Origin of the sequence: Paraclostridium dentum, assembly GCF_012922555.1 — a bacterium.
In the GTDB taxonomy this organism is placed as follows: domain Bacteria; phylum Bacillota; class Clostridia; order Peptostreptococcales; family Peptostreptococcaceae; genus Paraclostridium; species Paraclostridium dentum.
In genome coordinates, this window is sequence record NZ_WIPK01000007.1 from 32,900 (window position 1) to 53,921 (window position 21,022).

A 21,022-nucleotide genomic window follows, 5' to 3' on the forward strand; every position below is an offset into this window, starting at 1 on the left:
AAAAGTTAAATTAAAGGGAGGAACGTTATGGTCAATAAATATTTATATTGGAGTAAGGATTTAGAAATAAGAAAATATGAGACTGGTAGATCATTATTAGCGATAAAAAATAATTATAAAAATGAAAGATTAACTAGAGATGATATTCAGACTTATAAACTAAATAACAATACTGTAGAGATAATAGGGTTAATCGATGGAACAAAGACATATGAAGAAATTATATATTTACTATCAACAAAGCATAATGAAAGCAGCAAAAAAACTAGAGAGAAACTATCTATGTTTTTAAATAAGATAACAAATTTGTATGGAATTAAAATCAATGAACAAGAATCTACACAAAAAATTAATATGAATATAATAGAAAAATACATATATCCACATGTTGCATCAGTTGAGATAACAAATAAATGCAATGTAAAGTGTATGCATTGTTTTGGAAATTTTAGTTGTATAGAGACAAGTTGTATAACACTGGAACATATAAAAGGAGTGTTACATGATTTAAAAAATATAGGTGTTAAAAAAATAGAGTTTACAGGTGGAGAATCTACAGTTTATACAAACATTAAAGAAGTATTATTACATGCAATTAAGTTAGACTTTGATAATATATCACTTTTGGTAAATGGAGTAGGGATATCAGATGAAGTTGTAGATATAATCATTAAGAACAGTTCGAAAATATATACAAAAGTTGATTTACATAGTTTAAATAATGATTATTTTACATGGTTTTCTAAAATTCCAAATATTTTAGATACAGTAAAAAGTAATATAATAAAGCTTGCTAAGAGTAACGTAAAAATGAAGGTAGAAACAATAGTTACAAGAAAAAATATCCATGAAATTGAAGATATTGCAGAGTGGGTACACAATTTAGGGGTTAGAGATTATGAAATCAGACCTGCAACTTTTATGGGAAGGGCAGAAAATGCTGATAGTGAACTATATTTAAATATGCAGGATTTTAAGTATGTAAATGATATATTGGGAAAAATAAACAAAAAGTATAAAAGTAATGTATCCTTTACAGAAGGAAGAAGGTTTAGAAGCAAAGGCTTTGGATTTTTAACTCCTCATTTAGGCATTTCTTATAATGGGGATATAAACATTTGTACAATGGATAAAATAGAGTATTTTAATAGCAGGATAGGAAATATATTTGAAAAGAGTATAAAAGAAATTTACCATGAAAAATCTGAATATATAAAGGACTTCTTAAATTTAGGAGACCCTATATTTAAATCAATAGAGCGCAAAGATTGTGAACATAGAAGTTTTTATAGTAATTAAAAGTGTGACAGAGAATTAAATTTTTAAAGGTGAATAAAATGGAAAATATTTTAACAGTTGAAGGACTTAAAAAAGATTTTGGAGATTTTGCTTTAGACGATATAAGTTTTACACTAGAGGAAAATTGTTTTACGGCATTTATCGGAGTTAAAGGATCTGGAAAAACAACAATGATTAAGACTATTTTAGGACAAATACTTAAGGATTGTGGAACAATAAGTTTTTTTGAAAAAGATATAACCATGAATGAAAATGAAATTAAGAATATGATAGGAATTGTATTAGATGAAGGATATTTTTATAATAATCTATCTTTAAAAGAAATGAAAAATATAATTTCTTCTGCATATGAAAATTGGGATGAGGAAGTTTTTAATAATTATGTAAAAAGATTTAATTTAAAATTAAATCAAAGGATAGAGGTTCTTTCAAAAAGTATGAGGATGAAATATTCAATTGCAATAGCACTTTCTCATAAAGCAAAATTTTTAATAATTGATGAACCCACCAGTGGTATTGAAACATCATTAAGAAATGAATTGATAAACATCCTAGTAGAGTTCATGAAAAAGGGCGGTAAAGGTGTATTTTACGCCACTCATACAACGTTAGATTTAGAAAAAGTATCTGATAAATTAATTTTAATAGATAAGGGACAAATTGTTTTTAATGAAAGGAAAGATACATTGATAAGTTCGCACAAAATTATTAAAGGAAAACAAAATATACTAAATGAAGATGTAAAGAAATCATTTATAAGTTTAAATTATTATGGAGAGTACTTTGAAGGTATTGTACATGATATATCAATTTTTAATGATAAAAAGTATGATATAACAATTATACAGCCAACTATAGAGGATATAATATCAGCTTACATAGAAGGGAGAGACTATGAATGTTTAACCTTCTAAAAAAAGACTTTATAATGATTAAAAACTTTTGGCCATTTTTCATAATGTTTTCAATTTTAGGGCCGATTTTTATTAACTATCAGACAAGATGGTTTGATAGTAGTTTTATAAGTTTCATTATTACTATATTATTTTTGGAGTTTATATTATATGGGTCGGTATCTAGACTAGAAGAAAAAAATAAAGGCTGTATATTACTAACAATAATGCCATACTCTCGTTCAGATATAGTTAAGTCTAAATATTTATTCATAGGATCGATATTTATCATAACGTATGCATTATATATATTAGCAGCCTTAATAATACCTATAGAAATGAATTTTTTAAGTATAAAATCTATATTAACATCGTTCTTAGTTATATCAATCTTCTTTGGAGTTTATATTCCGATACAGTATAACTATGGAACAGAAAAAACAAAGTACATATCATCTTGTTTTGTTTTAGTTTCACCACTTTCACTTCCAGCAACCGTAAAATGGATTCAAAGTAAAAACATACATTTAAATATAATCAATAGGTTTCCTAATATGGTGAAATATATAATTTTGATCCTATTGTCTTTATCTATTTTAGCAATATCTATAAAAGTATCTATAAATATATATTCTAAAAAAGATTTAGTATAGATATTTACATAGTATTACTAGTGTATTCCTTGCTATTATCCACTTGTATAATTGAATAAACCTATCTTAATAAATGAAAAATATCTTAACCAATTGGGGCAAGGTTGAGCTTGATGTAACAAATATTTGTATAAATCACTTGGAAAATTAATAGTAATATATTTTTAAATATAAATTTGTATGATAGTTAGTATTTTATAGTTAATTAAGCTATGATAAAATTTAATTGTAATCATTAAAAATTTCTTATCATAATATAAAAATTGAAGGGAGTTGGTCATTATGACATACAATGCATTAGAACTAAGTTATTTAAAAAATAGGGGGATAGAAAACTAGTAGTTCCCCCATAAATCAATGGAGGAAATTTATGAACGAAGAATTAAAATTGAAAATAATTGATGAAAGCAATTTTGTTGAGTGTTTTAATTTAAAGCTTGGAAAAAATCAAGATAAGTTTGTATCACATCCTATTCGTAGTTTAGCGCAAGCATATGTATATTATAATCAATGCACCCCTTTTGGAATTTATAAAGAGAATGTTATGATAGGATATGTCATGGTTATTTATGATTATGATGAAGAGATGTACAATATTTGGCATATGATGATTGATGAAAAATACCAAAATAATGGATATGGAACTAAAGCTTTGGAGTTATGTTTAGAATATATAAGATCAAAGCCATTTGGAGGATCAAATGATGTTGTATTAACTTGTAACATAGAAAATGATCATGGAATTCACATTTATAATAAATTAGGGTTTAAGGAAATAGGTAATTGTGAAGATGATGAGATAATGATGAAATTAGTAATTTAAGTTTAAATATATTTAACTAAACAATTAAAAGGGAGGTACATTGTTATCTCCCTTTTTTAGTATAAAGAATATTATATGGTGGAATTTACTAAAATTAGAGATATAGTATGCTAGGGGAGGTAGGATATGGTTATAGAGGCTAAAATAGAAAATATTAAAGAGATTGTAGATTTTTCATTGGAGCTTGCATGTTGTAAAGATAGGTGAGGCTTTAAATATAGGATTTAAGCAAATAGATACATATCGATCTTATAAGCTAAGTTTATAAAAGAAATTTGGGATGAGAAGAATCTATGTTTAATAATGATAAAAAATATTTAAAATTATAGTTATTTTATAAACAAAACTTATAAAAAACTAAGTTATAATTATATTTTATTTATAAAATAACAACATTAAATTAAAGTTATAACAAATATATTAATTTTATTTAATATTGTTTGAATTTGAAAGATAGTAATATAAAAGCTTACAGGAAGTAATAATATTGTAAGTATGATTCTTAAAATATTATTACTTAATAAAACTTATTAGTGAGGCTACTATAAATATACGGGATATAAAAGGGAGAATGTAAAATGAAAGTAGTTTTTATAAGACATGGTGAATCTGACTATTTACCTTGTGAAGAAAGAGGATTTATTGGACATGGTAGAGATTTAGCTCCATTATCAAGTTTAGGAATACAGCAGGCAGAAAGAATTTCTAAAAATACAGACTTCTGTGATTGTGAAGTTATAATATCTTCTCCGTATACAAGAGCATTGCAAACTGCAGCTATTATTTCTAGAAATACAGGCATAAAAATAGAAGTAGATGTTGATTTACACGAATGGTGCCCTGATAAAACATATCAATATAAGACATTAGAACAATTAGATGAGCTACATAAAGATTTTGTTAGATTTAAAGGGGAATATTCAAATGGAGATAAAAGGAATTGGGAAACAATCAATGAAATTATAGATAGAGTTATACCCGTATTAGATAAGTACTTTGAACGTGGATTTAATAAAATTATAATTGTTGCACATGGGGGAATTATTAGAAGGTTTATAGGAGAATCAAATATAAAATATTGCATCCCATATGAGGTAGATTATAATAAGGAGTATCAATGTATAGGGTGGATTAATTAATATTAAAACTAATAAATAACTAAGTTATAATATAGTTTGTATTAAAAAGAAAATATGTTTAGTTTTAGTTAAAACATAAGTTTGAATTGAAAAAGTAGTGAAATCAAAGCTTACAGATAGTAATAATATTGTAAGTAAATTGATTACAATGAATAATATGAAGAAAAGTTTTAAACTTAGAGTTACTTTATTATAAATATATACTCTTAATGATAATTAAAAACAGGTAAGGTATAGTATATTTAAATAAACTTATAAGTTATATAGAATTAATAAACTGGGGGAGTAAGAAAAACTAATATGATAAAAATTAGAAAATACGGATATATTTTTATGATGTTTATGTTTATAATAATAGGTTTTTCTATAAATTTTTTATTTAAACAAATGGATTCAGCATTAAAACCTATAGAATTTAAAGATAAGGAAATTAAAATAACTCATAAGACATATAAAATAAACAATATAATGGATGTAGAACTATTAGATAAAGTAGTTTTATCTGGAGGATCAGGGAGTAATACTCCAAATACAAATAATGGAGTTTATAAGGTTAATGGAGATAAGTTTGAGTCTGAAGTATATATACATAAAAATGTAAGTCCATTTATAAGAATCAAAACTAAAGATTCAGTAATTGTGTTTAATGAAAATAAAGCAGATGAGACTGTAAATACTTATAATAGACTGGTTTATTTAATAAAAAATAGTAATTAGATATACACTAGCAATTACAATTAATAATATAAAAGGTTCATAAAATTAAATAACAACATGCAACTTACATAGTTTATGAGGAAATAATTAAAAGAGGTGTTACTTTTATCTTTAGATAAATAGTAATACCTCTTTTGCATGTTAAAAAATATAAGCAAAGACTAAAAATATAATAATAAATATTAAAAATAATACAAATTTTATAATTTTTCTGCAATTTATACCATATAACAACAACATATACTTAAATATTGAATTCAATAAGATTTTGGAATAAAGTAACCTTATACAAGGAATTAGATTGATTTAAGTTTTAACAGATACACAGATTAAAATTTCATATTTCCTTAAATTTGAGCCAAATAAAGACATATTTTAAGTGAAAATGAATTTTAATAAATTAATCAAATGAAAAAGGAGGGGAATATTAATGAAGTTTATAAAAAAACCAGCAAGAAAATTTGAAGAAGGATTCTGTTTTGGATGGGAATGTAGTCAAGAATGTTTTGGGAACTGTCCAAGCAACTGTATGGGTACTTACGGTACTTGTACAACTAACAATAATGGATGCATAGTTAACAATGGAAATTAAATTTAAAATGAATTTTAATAATTAATCAAATGAAAAAGGAGGGAGAATATTAATGAAATTTATAAAAAAACCAGCAAGAAAATTTGAAGAAGGATTCTGTTTTGGCATGGAATGTAAAGATCAATGCTTTGGAAATTGTCCAAGTAACTGTATGGGTACTTACGGTACTTGTACAACTAATAATAATGGATGCATAGTTAACAATGGAAACTAAATCTATATTTCTGGCATCTTATTAAAGGGATAGATAAATGATTTACACTGAATGGTTAAATTTATAACAAATTCTTAAAGTGGAAAAGAAAAAAGCAATTAATTAGATTATATTGCATGAAGTTTATACTTTTATGTTAAATTTCTTTTCCACTTTTTCAACTATAAATGTTAAATAATTAGATAGTTATAATCCAGACTCCTGTAAATACTTTTAAGCAATTTAAAAAATTTGCGGTAGAATTTATAACTAAATTTCAAAAGGGGATACAAATGAAATTTATAAAAAAACCAGTAAAAAAATTTGAAGAGGCATATTGCTATACTAGCTGTACATCATATTGTGGAACAAACTCTGGATGTGTTGACTACAGAGATGGAAACTATATGTTTTATTAAATGAAAATAGGAGGATTAGAAAATGAAATTTATAAAAAAACCAGCAAGAAGATTTGAAGAAGGATATTGTTTTTTAAGTTGTAGTCAAGACTGTGGTTCTTTATGTGGAATGAACTGTGGTACTTATTCAGGCTGTGGAACAAACTCTGGATGTATAAGTTATCACCCAGCATAGGGAGCAAATAAATTTTGCTAATAAAAATAGGTGGAGTAAAAATATGAAATTTATAAGAAAACCAGCAAAAAAGTTTGAAGAAGGATATTGTTTTTTAAGTTGTGATATTGACTGTAATAATTATTGTTCATTTAGGTGCGATGTATACAGTTGCAATATATTTATGTATTAATTTTAGTTTAATTAAAAAGAAGGGGAATACAAATGAAATTTATAAAAAAACCAGCAAGAAAATTCGAAGAAGGATATTGTTTTTTAAGTTGTAATCAAGATTGTGGTTCTTTATGTGGAATGAACTGTGGTACTTATTCAGGCTGTGGAACAAACTCTGGATGTATAAGTTACCATACATCATAGTGAATTATAAATTTTACTAAGTGAAATTAGGAGGAACAAAATATGAAATTTATAAAAAAACCATCAAAAAGATTTGAAAAAGGATACTGCTATTTTAGCTGTATGGGATACTGTGAATCTAATAGTAGCTGCATGCCATATAATTGTGAGTCTCTATCATGTACAGGTTTTTTTTAGAGAAAGGAGAAGGCTAAATGAAATATATAGTTAAACCAACAGGTTATAGACACGGATTTTGTCTGTGTACAGAAGATTGTGCCTTCACTATGTGCATATATTACTGTTCTTCTAACACTAGTCCAGAATGTCCATCAATGTGTCAGCTAGACATATGTTATTACTATTAAAAGTAAGTAGATATACTATAAGAATTAAATATGAAATTAAAAAATCGAATAATGTTATTCATTACAGAGTAATATGAATTTTAGGTAAAGGGAGCGTATGAAATGAGATATATTATTAAATCAATAAACTTTAGAGATGGATTTTGTTTTGACATTGGAAGCATATGCACAAAATATACATGTACTAATGTTTGCAGTAGCAATTGTGGGATGGTTTGTAACACTAATTGCGACAGCTTTAACAACTAATAATTTAATTAGCATTTTATGATTAAAATTTAGGTTTAAAGCACGAAGGCATTTAATAAAAAAGTATAAATACAATATTGGGGAGATGAAAGGATCAACTATGAAAAAATCTAAATACAACAAAATAATAGAATTAGAAAATGGAAAAACAATAGCATTTAATAGCTTAACTTGCGCATTAGCAGAAGTAGATGAAGAATTTCTAAATGTATTAGAAAACATAGAAAATATAGATACAGATAAAATCAGTGGAAACATGAAAGAGTTAGTTGGGAATATGTCAGATGGAAACTTTATAATTCAAAATGAAATAGATGAATTAAAACTAATAAAGTATAGAAATTATAGTGGAAAATTCTCAAAAGGTGGTCTAGGATTAGTAATTGCTCCAACATTAGCGTGTAACTTCGCTTGTCCTTATTGCTATGAAACTCCAAAACCAGGAATGATTAGTAAGGAAGTTCAAGATTCTTTAATAAAATTGGTAGAAGAAAATGCTAAACGTAAAAAAAATATTAGTATTACTTGGTATGGAGGAGAGCCTCTATTAGCTAAAGACATAATAGCGGATTTTTCTAAGCAAGTTATAGAGATAACTGAAAGAGAAGGAGTTCATTACTCATCATTTATTGTAACAAATGGATACTTAATCGATGATGAGACTGTTCAAATGTTTAAAGATTACAGAATTAATGGAGCTCAAATTACAATAGACGGTCCTCCTAGTATTCATAACCAAAGAAGAATACTAAAAAATTCAAAGGATGAGACATTTAATAAAATAGTAGACAATGTAAAAAAACTTATAGATGGCGGAATTACAAATGTAGCTATAAGAATAAATATTGATAAAACAAATATAGATCATATTGAGGAGCTTTTACAAATTTTAGAGAAAAAAGGCTTAAAAGGTGCAAATATTAGTTTAGGTCATGTTAGTGCATATACAGATGCTTGTAGCTCTATAGCAAGTAATTGCTTAAGCATAAAAGAATATGCAGAAGAAGATAGTAAATATCAAAAGGTACTTTTTGAAAGAGGATACAAAGTAGCAGGGGTATATCCATATTATCCAAGTATAAAAGCAAATTACTGCTGTGCTGATAATACAGGCGCTTATGTAATTGATCCAGAAGGATATATGTATAAATGTTGGAATGATATAGGAAATATAGATAGAGCAGTTGGAAATGTTGCTAAACTCAATGAAAAAACAGAAGAGAAGATGCATGCAATGAATATGGATTATATTATGTGGTCTCCTTTTGAAAATGAAAAATGTATAGAATGTGAAATATTACCGATATGTATGGGTGGATGTCCATATAATGGATTAATAAATAATGATCCAAAGTGTGAAAAATGGAAATTTAGTCTTGAGCAAACAATAATTTCTACATATGAACAAAATGGAGAAATGGTATGTGAAAAAGGATGTTGTAGCTGTGGATAGAATTAACTTTTACGCTAGAGATTTAAGAGTATTAAAAGGGATTAGAGATTATTCAGATTTTTATAATAGAGTAAATAAAATAAGAAAAATATTCGATTTTGATAAAAAAATTGTAATAGATGTATTTGATGATTTACAAGAGTTAGAAAATTTGATTGAAACAAAGGTACCTAAATGGGTAATAGGGACAAGTTTTAATAATGTTATTTTAATCTTAGACTATGACAACTGGAAGACATCAAATAATGAGACTGTTGAAAACTTAATACTACATGAATTTATTCATGTAGTATTAAGTTTAAAATCAAAAACAAATTTACCTGCTTGGTTAAATGAAGGACTAGCTGTATACTTTTCAGATCAATATCATTCTTTTAAAAATCAAAATTTTGATAACAATATCAACATTAATTTTTATGAAGTTGATTATAGTCATGGAAATATATACTTTATATCTATTTGTGTACTTATTAAATTAATTGATAAGTATGGTATAGAAAAAGTTATTCATGAGGCTTTAAATACTAAGGACTTTGAAAAAAATGTAATTTTTAATAATGAAAACTTACTAAAAGTTATTAATAGTAAGTAAGTATAATTTTACAAATACTTTAGGGAGAAGATATGAAAAAATTTATAAAAGACTTATGGAAAATAGCAAAAATATATAAGTGGTATGAGCTTAAAGGGCTAGTATATACTATTTTATATACAATTGCCGTATTTGAGGTCCCATTGATTTTTAAAGATTTAGTGGATAACGTAATTCCGAGTGATTCTTTAAAGAATTTAATTGTAGGTATTCTGATGTTCTTTTGTGTTTGTATATCCCAACCGATATTTGGATATTTAAAAAATATAGTATTTATGAGCGTTAGTGAAAAAATGACTATATTATTTAGAGAGAAAATGTTCAATAAAATTATAAATGCTCCTATAGATTTTTTTGATAATAGCAATAATGGAGCTATTGTTTCTAGGATAAGTAATGATGGGAAAAGTATTAGTGAGTTTATTGCTAATTTTTTTATTGTTATTTTGAAAAATATAATTTTAATAGCTATGGTAATAATTCAAATGTTATTTTTATGTAAGGAAGTAACACTAATAGTTATTTTTTTATATTCGGTTTATTTCTTCTTTAATTGGAAAATATCAAAGAAATTTACTCCTATGTCGAGAGAAATTCAAAAGAGTTATGATCAAATATGCATAAAAATTAATAGAAGTGTTGGCTCTATAAACACTATAAAAGCTTTTAATAGAGAAGATCAAGTAAAAAAAGAATTTAAAGAAATAATAGAACAAAACTATTTAAATAATATTAAGTTTAAAAAATTAAATATGCTAATGGGAAGCATTAGTAATGCAATAATGATAACATCATTATCTATTATATATGGTATGGGAAGTTTTTTTGCTATGAATGGAACAATTACTATAGGAACAGTAATTGCACTAGGTACATACTTCCAAATTTTAGTACAACCAGTGTATGAGATATTAAATAGCAATATAGACATACGAAGTATAATTCCTATATTTGATAGAATTAATGAATATATTGACTTAGAAACTGAAAAATCTAGTGATGGAAATAGCGACATTGTATCTATTGAAGAAATAGAAATGAAAAATGTTAGCTTTAAATATAAAAATGGAAGTCATGCTTTAAACAATATTAATTTAAAGCTACCATCAAAAGGAATATTTGCAATTGTAGGAGATTCTGGAGCAGGAAAAAGTTCTTTAATAAAATTATTAAGTGCATTTTATAATTCATATGATGGAGAAATAAGCATAAATAAAAAAGAACTAAAATCGTATGGGGTAAGTGATATCAGAAGCGTTATAAGTTTAGTTTCTCAAGATATAGAATTACTTAACAAATCTATTAAAGATAATATAAAAATGGGAAGAGACATAGAAGAAATACAAATAAAAGAAGTTATTGAAAAACTTAATTTAGAAGAAACAATAAATAAATTAGAGTTAAGATATGAGACTATAATAAATGAAAGAATTAATTTATCAGGTGGAGAAAAGCAAAGGATATCTATTGCTAGAGCTTTAGTTGAGGATTCTTTAGTCTATATTTTTGATGAGCCTACAGCCGCACTTGATACTATTAATGAAAAAAGAGTGAAAGATATCTTAGAAGAATTGTCAAAGAAAAGACTTGTGATAATAGTAACTCACAATCTAAGTTTATTGAATAAAGCAGATTGTATCTATACCATGAAAAACGGAGAAATAGTAGAAAAAGGAAGTTATGAAACTTTGATAAAAGGAGATACATATTTTTCTAAACTTATTAATGAACTTTCTAAAAAATAATATTGTACTTTTAATATAAAGGGAGAAAATAATGAAAAAAACTTTTATAAAAGGCGGAATAGGATTTTCTAAAGAAAATGAGAATGAATATAGTGAAGAAGCAGTTTTAGAATACAGTTTTAAAATTGAAGGATGTAAGTTAGTTGTAAAGAATAATTGTAGTTTATTAAAAATAAAAAAACATAGTTCCTCTCAGGTTATAATAACTATGAATAAAAAACTTAGTGGAACAAATGAAAAAGAATTAAAGGACACATTAGATAGTATTTACTGTGAAGTTCAAGATGGAGATATATATTTAAATCCATTATTCAAAAGTAAGGAAAGTATAACTGCTACAAATATTGAAAGTATAATTATGATTCCTGAAAATATTAATTTTCTTGATGTCAGAAGTAAAATTGGAGATATTATATTAGACGATGATTATGATAGATTAGATGTGGATATAAATATTGGGGATTTAGTTTTTACTGGAGAGATAAAACAGTGCTATATAAATTCTAAAATAGGAGACATTAGATTAAATCTGAAAAATATCAAAGATGGGTATGAGTATCATATTAATAAAGATATTGGGGACATAAAAGTTACTATTCCAAAAGGAAGTAAAATTAATATTGATGGAATTGATGAAAAAGATATAAATGGAAAATTTGATATTCAAATTGATAATAACGGAGCTGTATTTGAGATAAAGAAAAAAGTATCAAATGTAACTATAGAGAGTTAAAACAATAGAACAAAGAGACTATAATTCAATGTTTAAATTGTAAAATATCAAATTAAAACTATGTTGAAACTTAGTTATTCATTAATTAAAACTAAAATTATATAATGTTAAAACATAGATATTATTTTGAAGTTATATAGTTTAAAATACAATACAGTTAAATCAAGGCTTACAGATAGTAATAATATTGTAAGTAAATTGATTACAATAAATAATGTCAAAGGAGTTTATAAAATTATGAACTCCTTTTTTATTGGAATTAAAAATTTTATATACAGAAACTAGTTTTTTAATAATTTGTTTTTTGTAAGTGGGACGAAATATTAAAAAATTAAAAACTATATAAATATATCAATTACTAAACAAATGACTTTATAAAAGGTTGAACCTGTGCATGATGTTTAGTTATTAATATGAAGGGTAATAATTGAGGTGCAAGTAAAAATTAGGTCAAAATAAAAATAAAGAACTTTATCATGCGATAATTTTTATGGATAGGTATTTTTACAAAGAAATAAACTTTCATAAGTAATTCATAAAAGTATGATATAATTTCAAAATACTTTTAAATGGAGGTGATCAATATGGCATTATTAGAGCTAAAGAATATTTATAAAAAGTATAAGTTAGCAGGAAATGAAGAGTTTACCGCTTTGAAAAATATCAATGTATCTTTTGATAAAGGTGAACTAGTTTCAATCATTGGGGAATCGGGAAGTGGGAAGTCTACATTGATGAATTTAATCGGAGGATTAGATTCAAATTTCGAAGGAGAACTCTTATATAAAGGAAGAAACATAGGTACCTTCAAAGAATCGGAGTTAGTAAATTATCACAAAGAAAACATAGGATTTGTTTTTCAGAGTTTTAATTTAATTCCACATTTAAACTTATTAGATAATGTAGCAATGGCTATGACTTTATCTAATGTAGATTCAGAAACTAGAAAGAAAAGGGCGTTAGAAGTATTAACTGATATGGGGCTAAAAGATCATGTTTATAAAAAGCCTAACCAAATATCAGGAGGACAAAAACAGCGTGTTGCTATAGCAAGGGCATTAGTAAATGATCCAGATATTATTATTGCAGATGAACCTACTGGAGCTCTTGATGCAGAGACTACAAATCAAGTATTAGATATAATTACAGAAATAGCACAACGTGGTAAGTTGGTAATTATGGTAACTCACTCTGAAAAAGTGGCTGCATACTCTAGCCGTGTTGTAAAAATTGATAATGGTGAGATTGTAGGAGATGAGGAAGGAAGAATACTTAATCATATAGAAGAAAGACAAGTTATCGAAAAGAATAAGAAAAATAAAAACTTAGGGCTTTTCTCTGCAATGAGATTATCTTTATTAAATATGAAAGAGAAATTTTCTCGTAACTTATTAGTTGCTCTAGGGTCTAGTATAGGGATTATGAGTGTAATTTTAATGATGTCTATTGGAAATGGAGTCACAGGATATGTTACAGATAAAATGAATAGTTTTGTGAATCCTGAAGTAATACAGGTAAATAAGCCTGCTGAGAATAAAACTAAATCAACAGAAAGTATGTCTATAAAAGAACAACAAGAGGCTCAGTCAGAGCAAATGATGAATGGATTAAGATCTACACCTATTACAGAGAATGATATTAACAAATTAGAGAAAATTAATCATGTAGATTCTGTAGAGAAAGGTTATAATCTAACTGCAATGGGATCAAACTATATAACTTATGACGGTAAAAAGGCAATGATTATGGACTTTATGTCAACTTCATCAAACTTAGTTGAATCTAACCTATCAAAAGGAAAGATGCCTAAAGATGGAGAAATCTTAATTTCAGACATGACTGCTAGCGAGTTAGGTGATGATATAGTAGGAAAAACAGTAGATGTTAAACTATTAGTGGATGAAAAGATAATAACAGAAAGCTTTAAGGTAAGTGGTGTATATGAAGGAACAGGAAATATGGCATATATGCCTTTTAATTCTGTAAGTTCATGGTTTAGCAAAGAAGGAATTAATTTAGAGCCAAACACAGTTTACCTACATGCAGATGACAAATCTAATACAGACTCAATTAAAAATACAGTGAAAGATTTAGGATATACAGGATCAATGCAAGAGTCTATGATTGAAATGTTTACAGATATGATAGATATGTTATCTTACGTATTAACCGGAGTAGCTGGAATATCATTAGTTGTTTCAGCCATTATGATTCTTGTTGTACTAAATATAAGTGTTGTTGAGAGAACTAAAGAGATCGGAGTATTAAAGGCTTTAGGAGCAAGATTAAAAGATATACGCCGTATATTTGTAACAGAAGCATTTTTACTTGGCATATTTGGTGGCTTAATAGGTATTGGAGCAAGTTATGGGATAGGTGCAATAGCAAACCATTTTACTAGAACTACATTTGATTTTAATGTTGTAAGAATTACTCCTACATATGCACTAGCGGGTATATTAATTAGTGTAGTGATAAGTATGCTAGCTAGTTTCTTACCAGCTAATAAAGCGGCAAGATTAGATCCAGTTGAATCTTTACGAAGAGATTAATGTATATTGAATGAATTAAAATTAATCAAATGAAATAAATTAATAGGTCTAGATATATTACTTAAAACTTAGCGGCTCTTAAACTTTTAAATGCAAACTAAGAATTAACTTAGTTTTAATATAGTTTTAAGTTTTATTTTTATATATTAAATTAAAGTTTTATAATACAATTAATATTGATTTTATATAGTTATATATAGAATTGAGTAAAATCAAAGCTTACAGCTAGTAATTATTTAGTAATGAAATAGTAAGTATATTGCTTACAAAATAATAATAAATAATATAGAAAGGTTTTTATTTTCATATATTTTATTAATTAATTCAATGTTAACCTCAAAATATCCAATGTTAGTGCATATCTATTGATTAAAAAACTTTTAAATGTATTAATGGTAATATATTCATTTTTAATAGATGATAAAGTTTTAAATTAAAAGGAGAAATATTTATGGAAAGAATTTCAAGGACCTTGGGCCTATTATTTGGATTATTAATAGTTGTTAGTATTAGTACAGGTATTGGAATGTTATTTGTTAATATTTTATTTGAAAATAGTGATCAATATGAGGATATAGCTTTAAGTTTAGGAGGATTTATTACATTAGCAGTTATATATAGGTTTTGCGGTGAAGGCAAAAATATTTCACAGAAATATAAGTTAAAAAAAATTAAACTTAAAGATATATTGTACATTATATTACTGGGGATTGCACTTAGCATTGTTTTATCGACATTAATAGATTTCTTAGTTGAATTATTTCCAAGTTATGAGGAAGTAAGTAATAGATTAATACCACAAACAAGTTCAATTTTGAATATAATGTGCATAGTAGTTCTGATTCCTATATATGAAGAAATAATATTTAGAGGGATTATATTCAATCACTTAAAAGAAAATTATAAAATAGGTACAGCTATAGTTGTACAAGCATTATTATTTGGAATAGCACATGGAAATATAGTTCAAAGTATATATACATTTATATTAGGTATAGTATCCGTTCTAATGTACATATATTTTAACTCTATATATTCAAGTATAATCATACATATGATCTTTAATTTATTTGGAGGAGTGATAGATCTAAAGCTATACAATCTAAATGAATTTATGTACTATATACTGGCTACAATTTGCTTTGTATTTTTAATAACTGCATCTTATAAAATGGTTTTAGATTACAGAAGAAATCACAGAAAGTGGAGTTTATTTGGAGTAAAATAATAGTTAGTGTAAACTTAATAAAAACATAGTTATAATTTAGTTAATATTAAAATAAAACTAATAAAAATAAATTATTTATATAATATAAAACTATTTTTTTATTTTTATATTTAATTAGTTAACTATAAAGGTAAGTAAAATCAAAGCTTACAGTTAGTAATTAACTAGTAATAAATTTGTAAGCTTGGTGATTACAATTAATAAATTTAAAGGAACTCTTTTAGAGTTCTTTTTTTGTTATTAAGTTATTTATATACAAAGACTTATAAATTCAGCTATAATAAATTAAATACTATTAAAATTTGGGGGATTTTAAGTTGGGGAATGGGGGTTTGATATGAGAAAAATTTTTTTAACATTACTAATTATGATTATGCCAGTTACAATAATTGGATGTGAAGGTAAAAATCAAAATAGCATGGTTACTATATCTAAAATAGAAGACAATTTAGAAGATACGGGTGTTAAATATATTTTAGATGGTTTAAAAAAGGGTGAATATGATATTCATATATATTCAGAAGAATATTACAATGGAAAACTAAATAAAAAAGAGTTAATGATGGAAAGTCCGGTATCTATAAATAATAAAAATAAAAGTATTCCAATTGATATAAACAACAAAGATAAACAATTAAGTGTTAAAGTAGGAGGTTCACTTATAGAATTACCTTTAGACTTTTTTAGTAACTTAGAAAATGGAATGGCACTGTCTATTTTAGATGAGAAAAGAGAAATACAGTTAAATAAAGAATTAAAAGTAGCTGCATATAGTATTGGTAATAAAGATCATTCAACTCATAGCATTAACTTAGATGAGAACTATCAAGCAAGTAGAAATGAGAAAGACTTAATTATATACATAAAAGTAAATTCTATATAAATATATACAATAGGGGTAGAGAGAAAAAATGAGTATAAAGAGAAAAATATCAATAATTATTATGGTGATATTAGTGATAATGGCTATAGTACTAGAAAATCAAGTAGTAAGTAGTATATCATTAGTTGGATTTACAACTTTAATTTTATCAATGAAAGTAAGTGATAATATTTTAAGGAGAAAGCTTATAAAGAGAATAGACAAAGAAAAAATAGAATGTATCAAAGTAAAAGAAAATAATAAATTGGTTATTGTACTTATGGGAGTTTTACTATTTAATATGTATAGTATGATTAAATCAAGGTATGCAGGTTTTAACCATGGAAATAATTATACTATTACAAATCTTTTATCATATACAAATAGTTTTGAGTTGAATGAAAAGGTGATTCTTTTAATGATTTCTGTAATTAGTATATTTTTTATTATTAATATAATACAAGTAATATTAAATCCATGTATAGTATCTAGAGATAAAGTGATTTTCTACGATGGAACAGTATTTGATATTAATAAAATAGAAGAAATAGAATATAAGGACTCATTTATACAAAACAATAAAAAGGTAATTAAAATTTCAAAAGGATTTATTGATAGAAAAATAGTAACGGATACAGAAACCTTTAAAAAAGTTAAAGTTTTATTAGAGTGTAAAAACTGATAAGGTTGAGTAAACTTATAGTAACCAATAGAAATCGTACTTATGGCGGTTTCTTTTTTATTTAATAGATAAACTTAATAAGTCGGGTATTAATACTAATTGGATTCTGTATATATCTTACAAATTTAATTGCATAGAAATTTAAAAAATATTTCAAAATAGGACTATATATGTCCTGTTTAAGATTTAAAATACTTTTAAACAAATAGTTAGATTTATTATAAAAAATAAAAGATTAATGAATAAATGATGAGGTGTTAATATGAATGATTTTTTAAAACAAGCACAAATGATTAAAGAAGATTTATTAAGTTACAGAAGAACAATTCATAAAAATCCGGAGGTTGGAGATAAACTACCAAAAACTAAAGCTTTCGTAATGGATAAATTAAGAGAATTTGGATATGAACCAAAAGAAATTTGTGAAAGTGGAATAGTTGCTACTATTGAAGGAAATAAGTCTTCAAAAACATTCTTACTTAGAGCTGATATGGATGCTTTACCTATGGAAGAAATTACTGATTATGATTTTAAGTCAACAAATGGATGTATGCACTCATGTGGGCATGATATGCATACTGCAATGCTTCTAGGTGCAGCAAAACTACTTAAACAAAATCAAGATAAAATTGAAGGTACAGTTAAATTAGTATTTCAACCTGATGAAGAAGGATTTACGGGTGCTAAAAAGATGATAAAAGTAGGCGTACTTGAGAATCCTAAGGTTGATGCAGCTATGGCTATGCATGTACATTCAGGAACACCTTCTAATGTTGTTCTATATGGTTTAGGAACTAGCATAGCTGGATGCAATAGATTTAGAATAGTAGTAAAGGGAACTGGATGTCATGGAGCTCTACCAGAAACAGGAGTAGATCCAATAAATATAGCGGCACATATATACTTATCTTTACAAGAGATAATTAGTAGAGAAGTACCTTCAACTAAACCAGCTGTACTGACAATTGGAAAATTTGCAGGAGGAGATGCTCCTAATATAATACCTGAAGAAGTTATTATGGAAGGTACAATAAGAAGTTTAGATAAAGAATTAGGGCAATTTATATTTGATAGGATGAATGAAATAGTAAAATCAACAGCAAATATGTTTAGAGGAGAGGCTGAGCTAATAGAATTATCTTCAGTTCCACCATTAGCAAACGATACTGATTTAGCAAATGAACTAGGATCTTATGTAAAAGATTTAGTTGGTGAAAAAGGTGTTGTTTCATTTGAAGGTGGCGGTATGGGTTCTGAAGATTTTGCATCTTATTCATATGAAGTTCCAAGTGTGTATTTTATGTTAGGAGCAGGAACAAAGCAAGAGAATCCATTATACGGATTGCCAATGCACAATAATAAAGTTGTATTCAATGAGGATATAATGGTTACAGGAGCTGCTATGCATGCCTACTGTGCAATTGAATGGTTAAAAAATAATTAGATTAAATATAGATGAGTTAAAGGAGATTGATATGAGATTGCTGGAAATACTATTCTATTTATTAAAGATAAATTCTAAAACCACTGTAAAAGAATTATCTGACATGTTTAATGTTTCGACGAAAACAATACAAAGAGATTTAGATAAATTATCAGCTCTTGGGATTCCTATAATTTCATATAGGGGTAAAAGTGGAGGTATAGAGATAGATAAACATTATATTATAGCTAAATATGTATTAATTGATAGTGATTACAAAGATTTAATATTATCATTATATATTTCTGAAAATATAGTAGATAATTTAAAAAAATCAGATCTTATAGATAAGTTTAGACTTGTTGATTCACATAGATGCACTGAAATATTAGACAAGTTAGAGGAAAGATTAATAATAGATTTAGATGAGGATAAAGTAATTACTGATAGCAGTACATGCAAAGTAATAGACAAATGTTTAGATAAAAAATCTTTTGTAAGATTAGAGATTGAAGGCAATTTCATAGAAATATTTCCAATATCGTATGTTTTAAAAAAATCAGGGTTACATTTATATTATTATGATGAGTTTGAGTATAATTTGATATCAATAGACTATATATGTAATGCTTGGGAATGTGAAAGATACTGTGATAGTCCCATAATAAAATATGATGATAATAAAGAGAATATAAAGTATTATTGTAGTGAGAACAATAAAAGTAGTAAAATTTAAGTCAATTAGTATAGGATTAGATTGAAGACTAATTAATGTTAATTTGGGGGATAAAAAATGGTGAAAATCGCATTAGAAAATGGGTATTTAATTAAGACTTTAACCAATGTTAATCATAGCGAGATAAAGCAGTTGTATGATTTATGCTCTGATTATCATATAATGGCCAGTGGGAGAAGTGCGACTGAGGAAGATGTAGATGATATCTTTAAGTACAGTGAAAAAAAGACTTTAGAGGATTCTTTAACATTAGGAGTATACGATAATAGTGAAGTTCTAATTGGGATAGTAGATATATTTAAGGACTACCCAGAAATTGGAACTTGGATGATAGGGCTACTTTTACTTTCGCCAAGAGAGAGAAATAAAAAATTAGGTAGAGATGTTCATGAAGAAATAAAGAGATATGCATTAAGTGAAGGTGCTATAAAATTGAGAATAGGAGTACTAGAAGATAATATTAATGGACGAAGATTCTGGGATTCGCTAGAATACCAGTATGTAAAAACAACAACCATGGATATTGAAAATAAAAATCATAATGTAGATATATTAAGTTTATTAATTACGGAGCAATAATATTATTGCTCTTTTTTTATGTTAAAAACATATATTTTAGAAATGAATTAAACATAAATAATCTTATACAATTAAACTAGATTTTAAAATAAGGGGGATTATATTGATTAAATTTTGCAATTCTAAAGATTTAGATATAGATAAAGTAAAGGACTTTTATTGTAACTATGCAACCTGGAAAGTGCCAAGTAAATATGAGGATTGGGAAAAAATAATAAAAAAATCTTCAAGTATTATAACTTGCTGGGATAATAATAGTTTGATAGGAATGGCTAGATCTTTAAGTGACGAAGTAAGATGGGCTACAATAATAGATGTATTGGTTCATCCTGAGCATAGAGGTAAAGGTATAGGGAGTAAGATAATTGAAAGTTTATTAGAACAACCAGAGATGCATGTAAGGACCATATATTTGGCAACACCTGATAAAGAAGATTTTTATAATAAGTTGGGGTTTAAAACAGTTAATGAACATTGTTGTTATATGATTAAAGTCCAAAAGGATACTGAAGATAATTTTGAACTACCTGTTAACTAGAAATACTTAAATGTAGAACTATTAGTTATTAAAAAATAGTTTG

The 21,022-nt window shown here is 26.0% G+C and carries 27 protein-coding genes; all 27 read left to right on the forward strand.

The features are described 5' to 3' along the window. Positions 1 to 27 precede the first annotated feature (27 nt). The 27 genes from GFJ41_RS11570 (at position 28) to GFJ41_RS11690 (ending at position 20,979) form a co-directional block, all read left to right on the forward strand. Positions 28 to 1,299, forward strand: coding sequence for a radical SAM protein (locus GFJ41_RS11570; protein WP_052169283.1), 1,272 nt, complete (start codon positions 28 to 30; stop codon positions 1,297 to 1,299). 38 nt (positions 1,300 to 1,337) lie between these two features. Then, the gene (locus GFJ41_RS11575) at positions 1,338 to 2,213 is read left to right on the forward strand and encodes an ABC transporter ATP-binding protein (RefSeq protein WP_170075377.1); all 876 of its coding nucleotides are present in this window, start codon (positions 1,338 to 1,340) and stop codon (positions 2,211 to 2,213) included. Next, positions 2,198 to 2,845, forward strand: a complete 648-nt coding sequence (locus GFJ41_RS11580; RefSeq protein WP_035117939.1) for an ABC-2 transporter permease — start codon at positions 2,198 to 2,200, stop codon at positions 2,843 to 2,845. Before GFJ41_RS11575 ends, GFJ41_RS11580 begins: the two co-directional genes overlap by 16 nt. A 370-nt stretch (positions 2,846 to 3,215) precedes the next feature. Next, on the forward strand, positions 3,216 to 3,668 hold the full coding sequence (locus GFJ41_RS11585; RefSeq protein ID WP_170075378.1) for a GNAT family N-acetyltransferase: 453 nt from the start codon (positions 3,216 to 3,218) through the stop codon (positions 3,666 to 3,668). Positions 3,669 to 4,246: 578 nt separating this feature from the next. Then, on the forward strand, positions 4,247 to 4,807 hold the full coding sequence (locus GFJ41_RS11590; protein ID WP_170075379.1) for a histidine phosphatase family protein: 561 nt from the start codon (positions 4,247 to 4,249) through the stop codon (positions 4,805 to 4,807). A 300-nt stretch (positions 4,808 to 5,107) separates the two neighbouring features. Further along, positions 5,108 to 5,524 (forward strand): hypothetical protein, encoded by a 417-nt coding sequence (locus tag GFJ41_RS11595; protein WP_170075380.1) that lies wholly within the window; start codon positions 5,108 to 5,110, stop codon positions 5,522 to 5,524. A 430-nt stretch (positions 5,525 to 5,954) separates the two neighbouring features. Further along, positions 5,955 to 6,116 carry a Clo7bot family Cys-rich peptide gene (locus tag GFJ41_RS11600; protein ID WP_021428894.1) on the forward strand — a complete coding sequence of 54 codons (162 nt, stop codon included), beginning with the start codon at positions 5,955 to 5,957 and terminating at the stop codon, positions 6,114 to 6,116. A gap of 52 nt (positions 6,117 to 6,168) precedes the next feature. Continuing rightward, a complete protein-coding gene (locus GFJ41_RS11605; protein WP_021428754.1) occupies positions 6,169 to 6,330 on the forward strand; it encodes a Clo7bot family Cys-rich peptide in 162 nt (53 codons plus the stop codon). 272 nt (positions 6,331 to 6,602) lie between these two features. After that, complete coding sequence (locus tag GFJ41_RS11610) at positions 6,603 to 6,728, forward strand: Clo7bot family Cys-rich peptide (protein ID WP_082367592.1); 126 nt, start codon at positions 6,603 to 6,605, stop codon at positions 6,726 to 6,728. 22 nt (positions 6,729 to 6,750) lie between these two features. Further along, positions 6,751 to 6,903 (forward strand): Clo7bot family Cys-rich peptide, encoded by a 153-nt coding sequence (locus GFJ41_RS11615; protein ID WP_021428669.1) that lies wholly within the window; start codon positions 6,751 to 6,753, stop codon positions 6,901 to 6,903. Positions 6,904 to 6,946: 43 nt separating this feature from the next. Beyond that, complete coding sequence (locus GFJ41_RS11620; RefSeq protein WP_081949294.1) at positions 6,947 to 7,075, forward strand: Clo7bot family Cys-rich peptide; 129 nt, start codon at positions 6,947 to 6,949, stop codon at positions 7,073 to 7,075. 32 nt (positions 7,076 to 7,107) lie between these two features. Further along, positions 7,108 to 7,260: a Clo7bot family Cys-rich peptide gene (locus GFJ41_RS11625; RefSeq protein WP_021431926.1), complete on the forward strand. Its 153-nt coding sequence runs from the start codon at positions 7,108 to 7,110 to the stop codon at positions 7,258 to 7,260. Positions 7,261 to 7,302: 42 nt separating this feature from the next. Further along, complete coding sequence (locus tag GFJ41_RS18870) at positions 7,303 to 7,437, forward strand: hypothetical protein (protein WP_263349174.1); 135 nt, start codon at positions 7,303 to 7,305, stop codon at positions 7,435 to 7,437. Positions 7,438 to 7,454: 17 nt separating this feature from the next. Next, positions 7,455 to 7,607 carry a hypothetical protein gene (locus tag GFJ41_RS11630; RefSeq protein WP_156317215.1) on the forward strand — a complete coding sequence of 51 codons (153 nt, stop codon included), beginning with the start codon at positions 7,455 to 7,457 and terminating at the stop codon, positions 7,605 to 7,607. 102 nt (positions 7,608 to 7,709) lie between these two features. Further along, entirely contained in the window at positions 7,710 to 7,856 is a 147-nt protein-coding gene (locus tag GFJ41_RS18465; RefSeq protein WP_114543294.1) for a Clo7bot family Cys-rich peptide, read from the forward strand. A gap of 100 nt (positions 7,857 to 7,956) precedes the next feature. Next, the gene (ctpM, locus tag GFJ41_RS11635) at positions 7,957 to 9,309 is read left to right on the forward strand and encodes a radical SAM/SPASM domain Clo7bot peptide maturase (RefSeq protein ID WP_170075381.1); all 1,353 of its coding nucleotides are present in this window, start codon (positions 7,957 to 7,959) and stop codon (positions 9,307 to 9,309) included. Then, positions 9,281 to 9,901, forward strand: coding sequence for a gluzincin family metallopeptidase (locus GFJ41_RS11640; RefSeq protein ID WP_226890255.1), 621 nt, complete (start codon positions 9,281 to 9,283; stop codon positions 9,899 to 9,901). The genes ctpM and GFJ41_RS11640 overlap by 29 nt, the downstream gene beginning before the upstream one ends. Before the next feature lie 32 nt (positions 9,902 to 9,933). Next, positions 9,934 to 11,646 carry an ABC transporter ATP-binding protein gene (locus GFJ41_RS11645; protein WP_170075382.1) on the forward strand — a complete coding sequence of 571 codons (1,713 nt, stop codon included), beginning with the start codon at positions 9,934 to 9,936 and terminating at the stop codon, positions 11,644 to 11,646. A gap of 31 nt (positions 11,647 to 11,677) precedes the next feature. Next, positions 11,678 to 12,379 carry a DUF4097 family beta strand repeat-containing protein gene (locus GFJ41_RS11650; RefSeq protein ID WP_170075383.1) on the forward strand — a complete coding sequence of 234 codons (702 nt, stop codon included), beginning with the start codon at positions 11,678 to 11,680 and terminating at the stop codon, positions 12,377 to 12,379. 584 nt (positions 12,380 to 12,963) lie between these two features. Next, entirely contained in the window at positions 12,964 to 14,931 is a 1,968-nt protein-coding gene (locus GFJ41_RS11655; RefSeq protein WP_170075384.1) for an ABC transporter ATP-binding protein/permease, read from the forward strand. Positions 14,932 to 15,382: 451 nt separating this feature from the next. Beyond that, on the forward strand, positions 15,383 to 16,159 hold the full coding sequence (locus GFJ41_RS11660; protein ID WP_170075385.1) for a CPBP family intramembrane glutamic endopeptidase: 777 nt from the start codon (positions 15,383 to 15,385) through the stop codon (positions 16,157 to 16,159). A gap of 337 nt (positions 16,160 to 16,496) precedes the next feature. Next, positions 16,497 to 17,042, forward strand: a complete 546-nt coding sequence (locus GFJ41_RS11665) for a hypothetical protein (RefSeq protein ID WP_170075386.1) — start codon at positions 16,497 to 16,499, stop codon at positions 17,040 to 17,042. A 28-nt stretch (positions 17,043 to 17,070) separates the two neighbouring features. Further along, entirely contained in the window at positions 17,071 to 17,703 is a 633-nt protein-coding gene (locus tag GFJ41_RS11670; protein ID WP_206001550.1) for a hypothetical protein, read from the forward strand. Between the two features lie 262 nt (positions 17,704 to 17,965). Next, positions 17,966 to 19,147, forward strand: coding sequence for a M20 metallopeptidase family protein (locus tag GFJ41_RS11675; RefSeq protein WP_170075388.1), 1,182 nt, complete (start codon positions 17,966 to 17,968; stop codon positions 19,145 to 19,147). Between the two features lie 31 nt (positions 19,148 to 19,178). Then, positions 19,179 to 19,862 carry a helix-turn-helix transcriptional regulator gene (locus GFJ41_RS11680; RefSeq protein WP_170075389.1) on the forward strand — a complete coding sequence of 228 codons (684 nt, stop codon included), beginning with the start codon at positions 19,179 to 19,181 and terminating at the stop codon, positions 19,860 to 19,862. Between the two features lie 57 nt (positions 19,863 to 19,919). Next, a complete protein-coding gene (locus GFJ41_RS11685) occupies positions 19,920 to 20,441 on the forward strand; it encodes a GNAT family N-acetyltransferase (protein WP_170075390.1) in 522 nt (173 codons plus the stop codon). Between the two features lie 103 nt (positions 20,442 to 20,544). Next, positions 20,545 to 20,979 (forward strand): GNAT family N-acetyltransferase, encoded by a 435-nt coding sequence (locus tag GFJ41_RS11690; protein WP_170075391.1) that lies wholly within the window; start codon positions 20,545 to 20,547, stop codon positions 20,977 to 20,979. Positions 20,980 to 21,022: the final 43 nt, after the last annotated feature.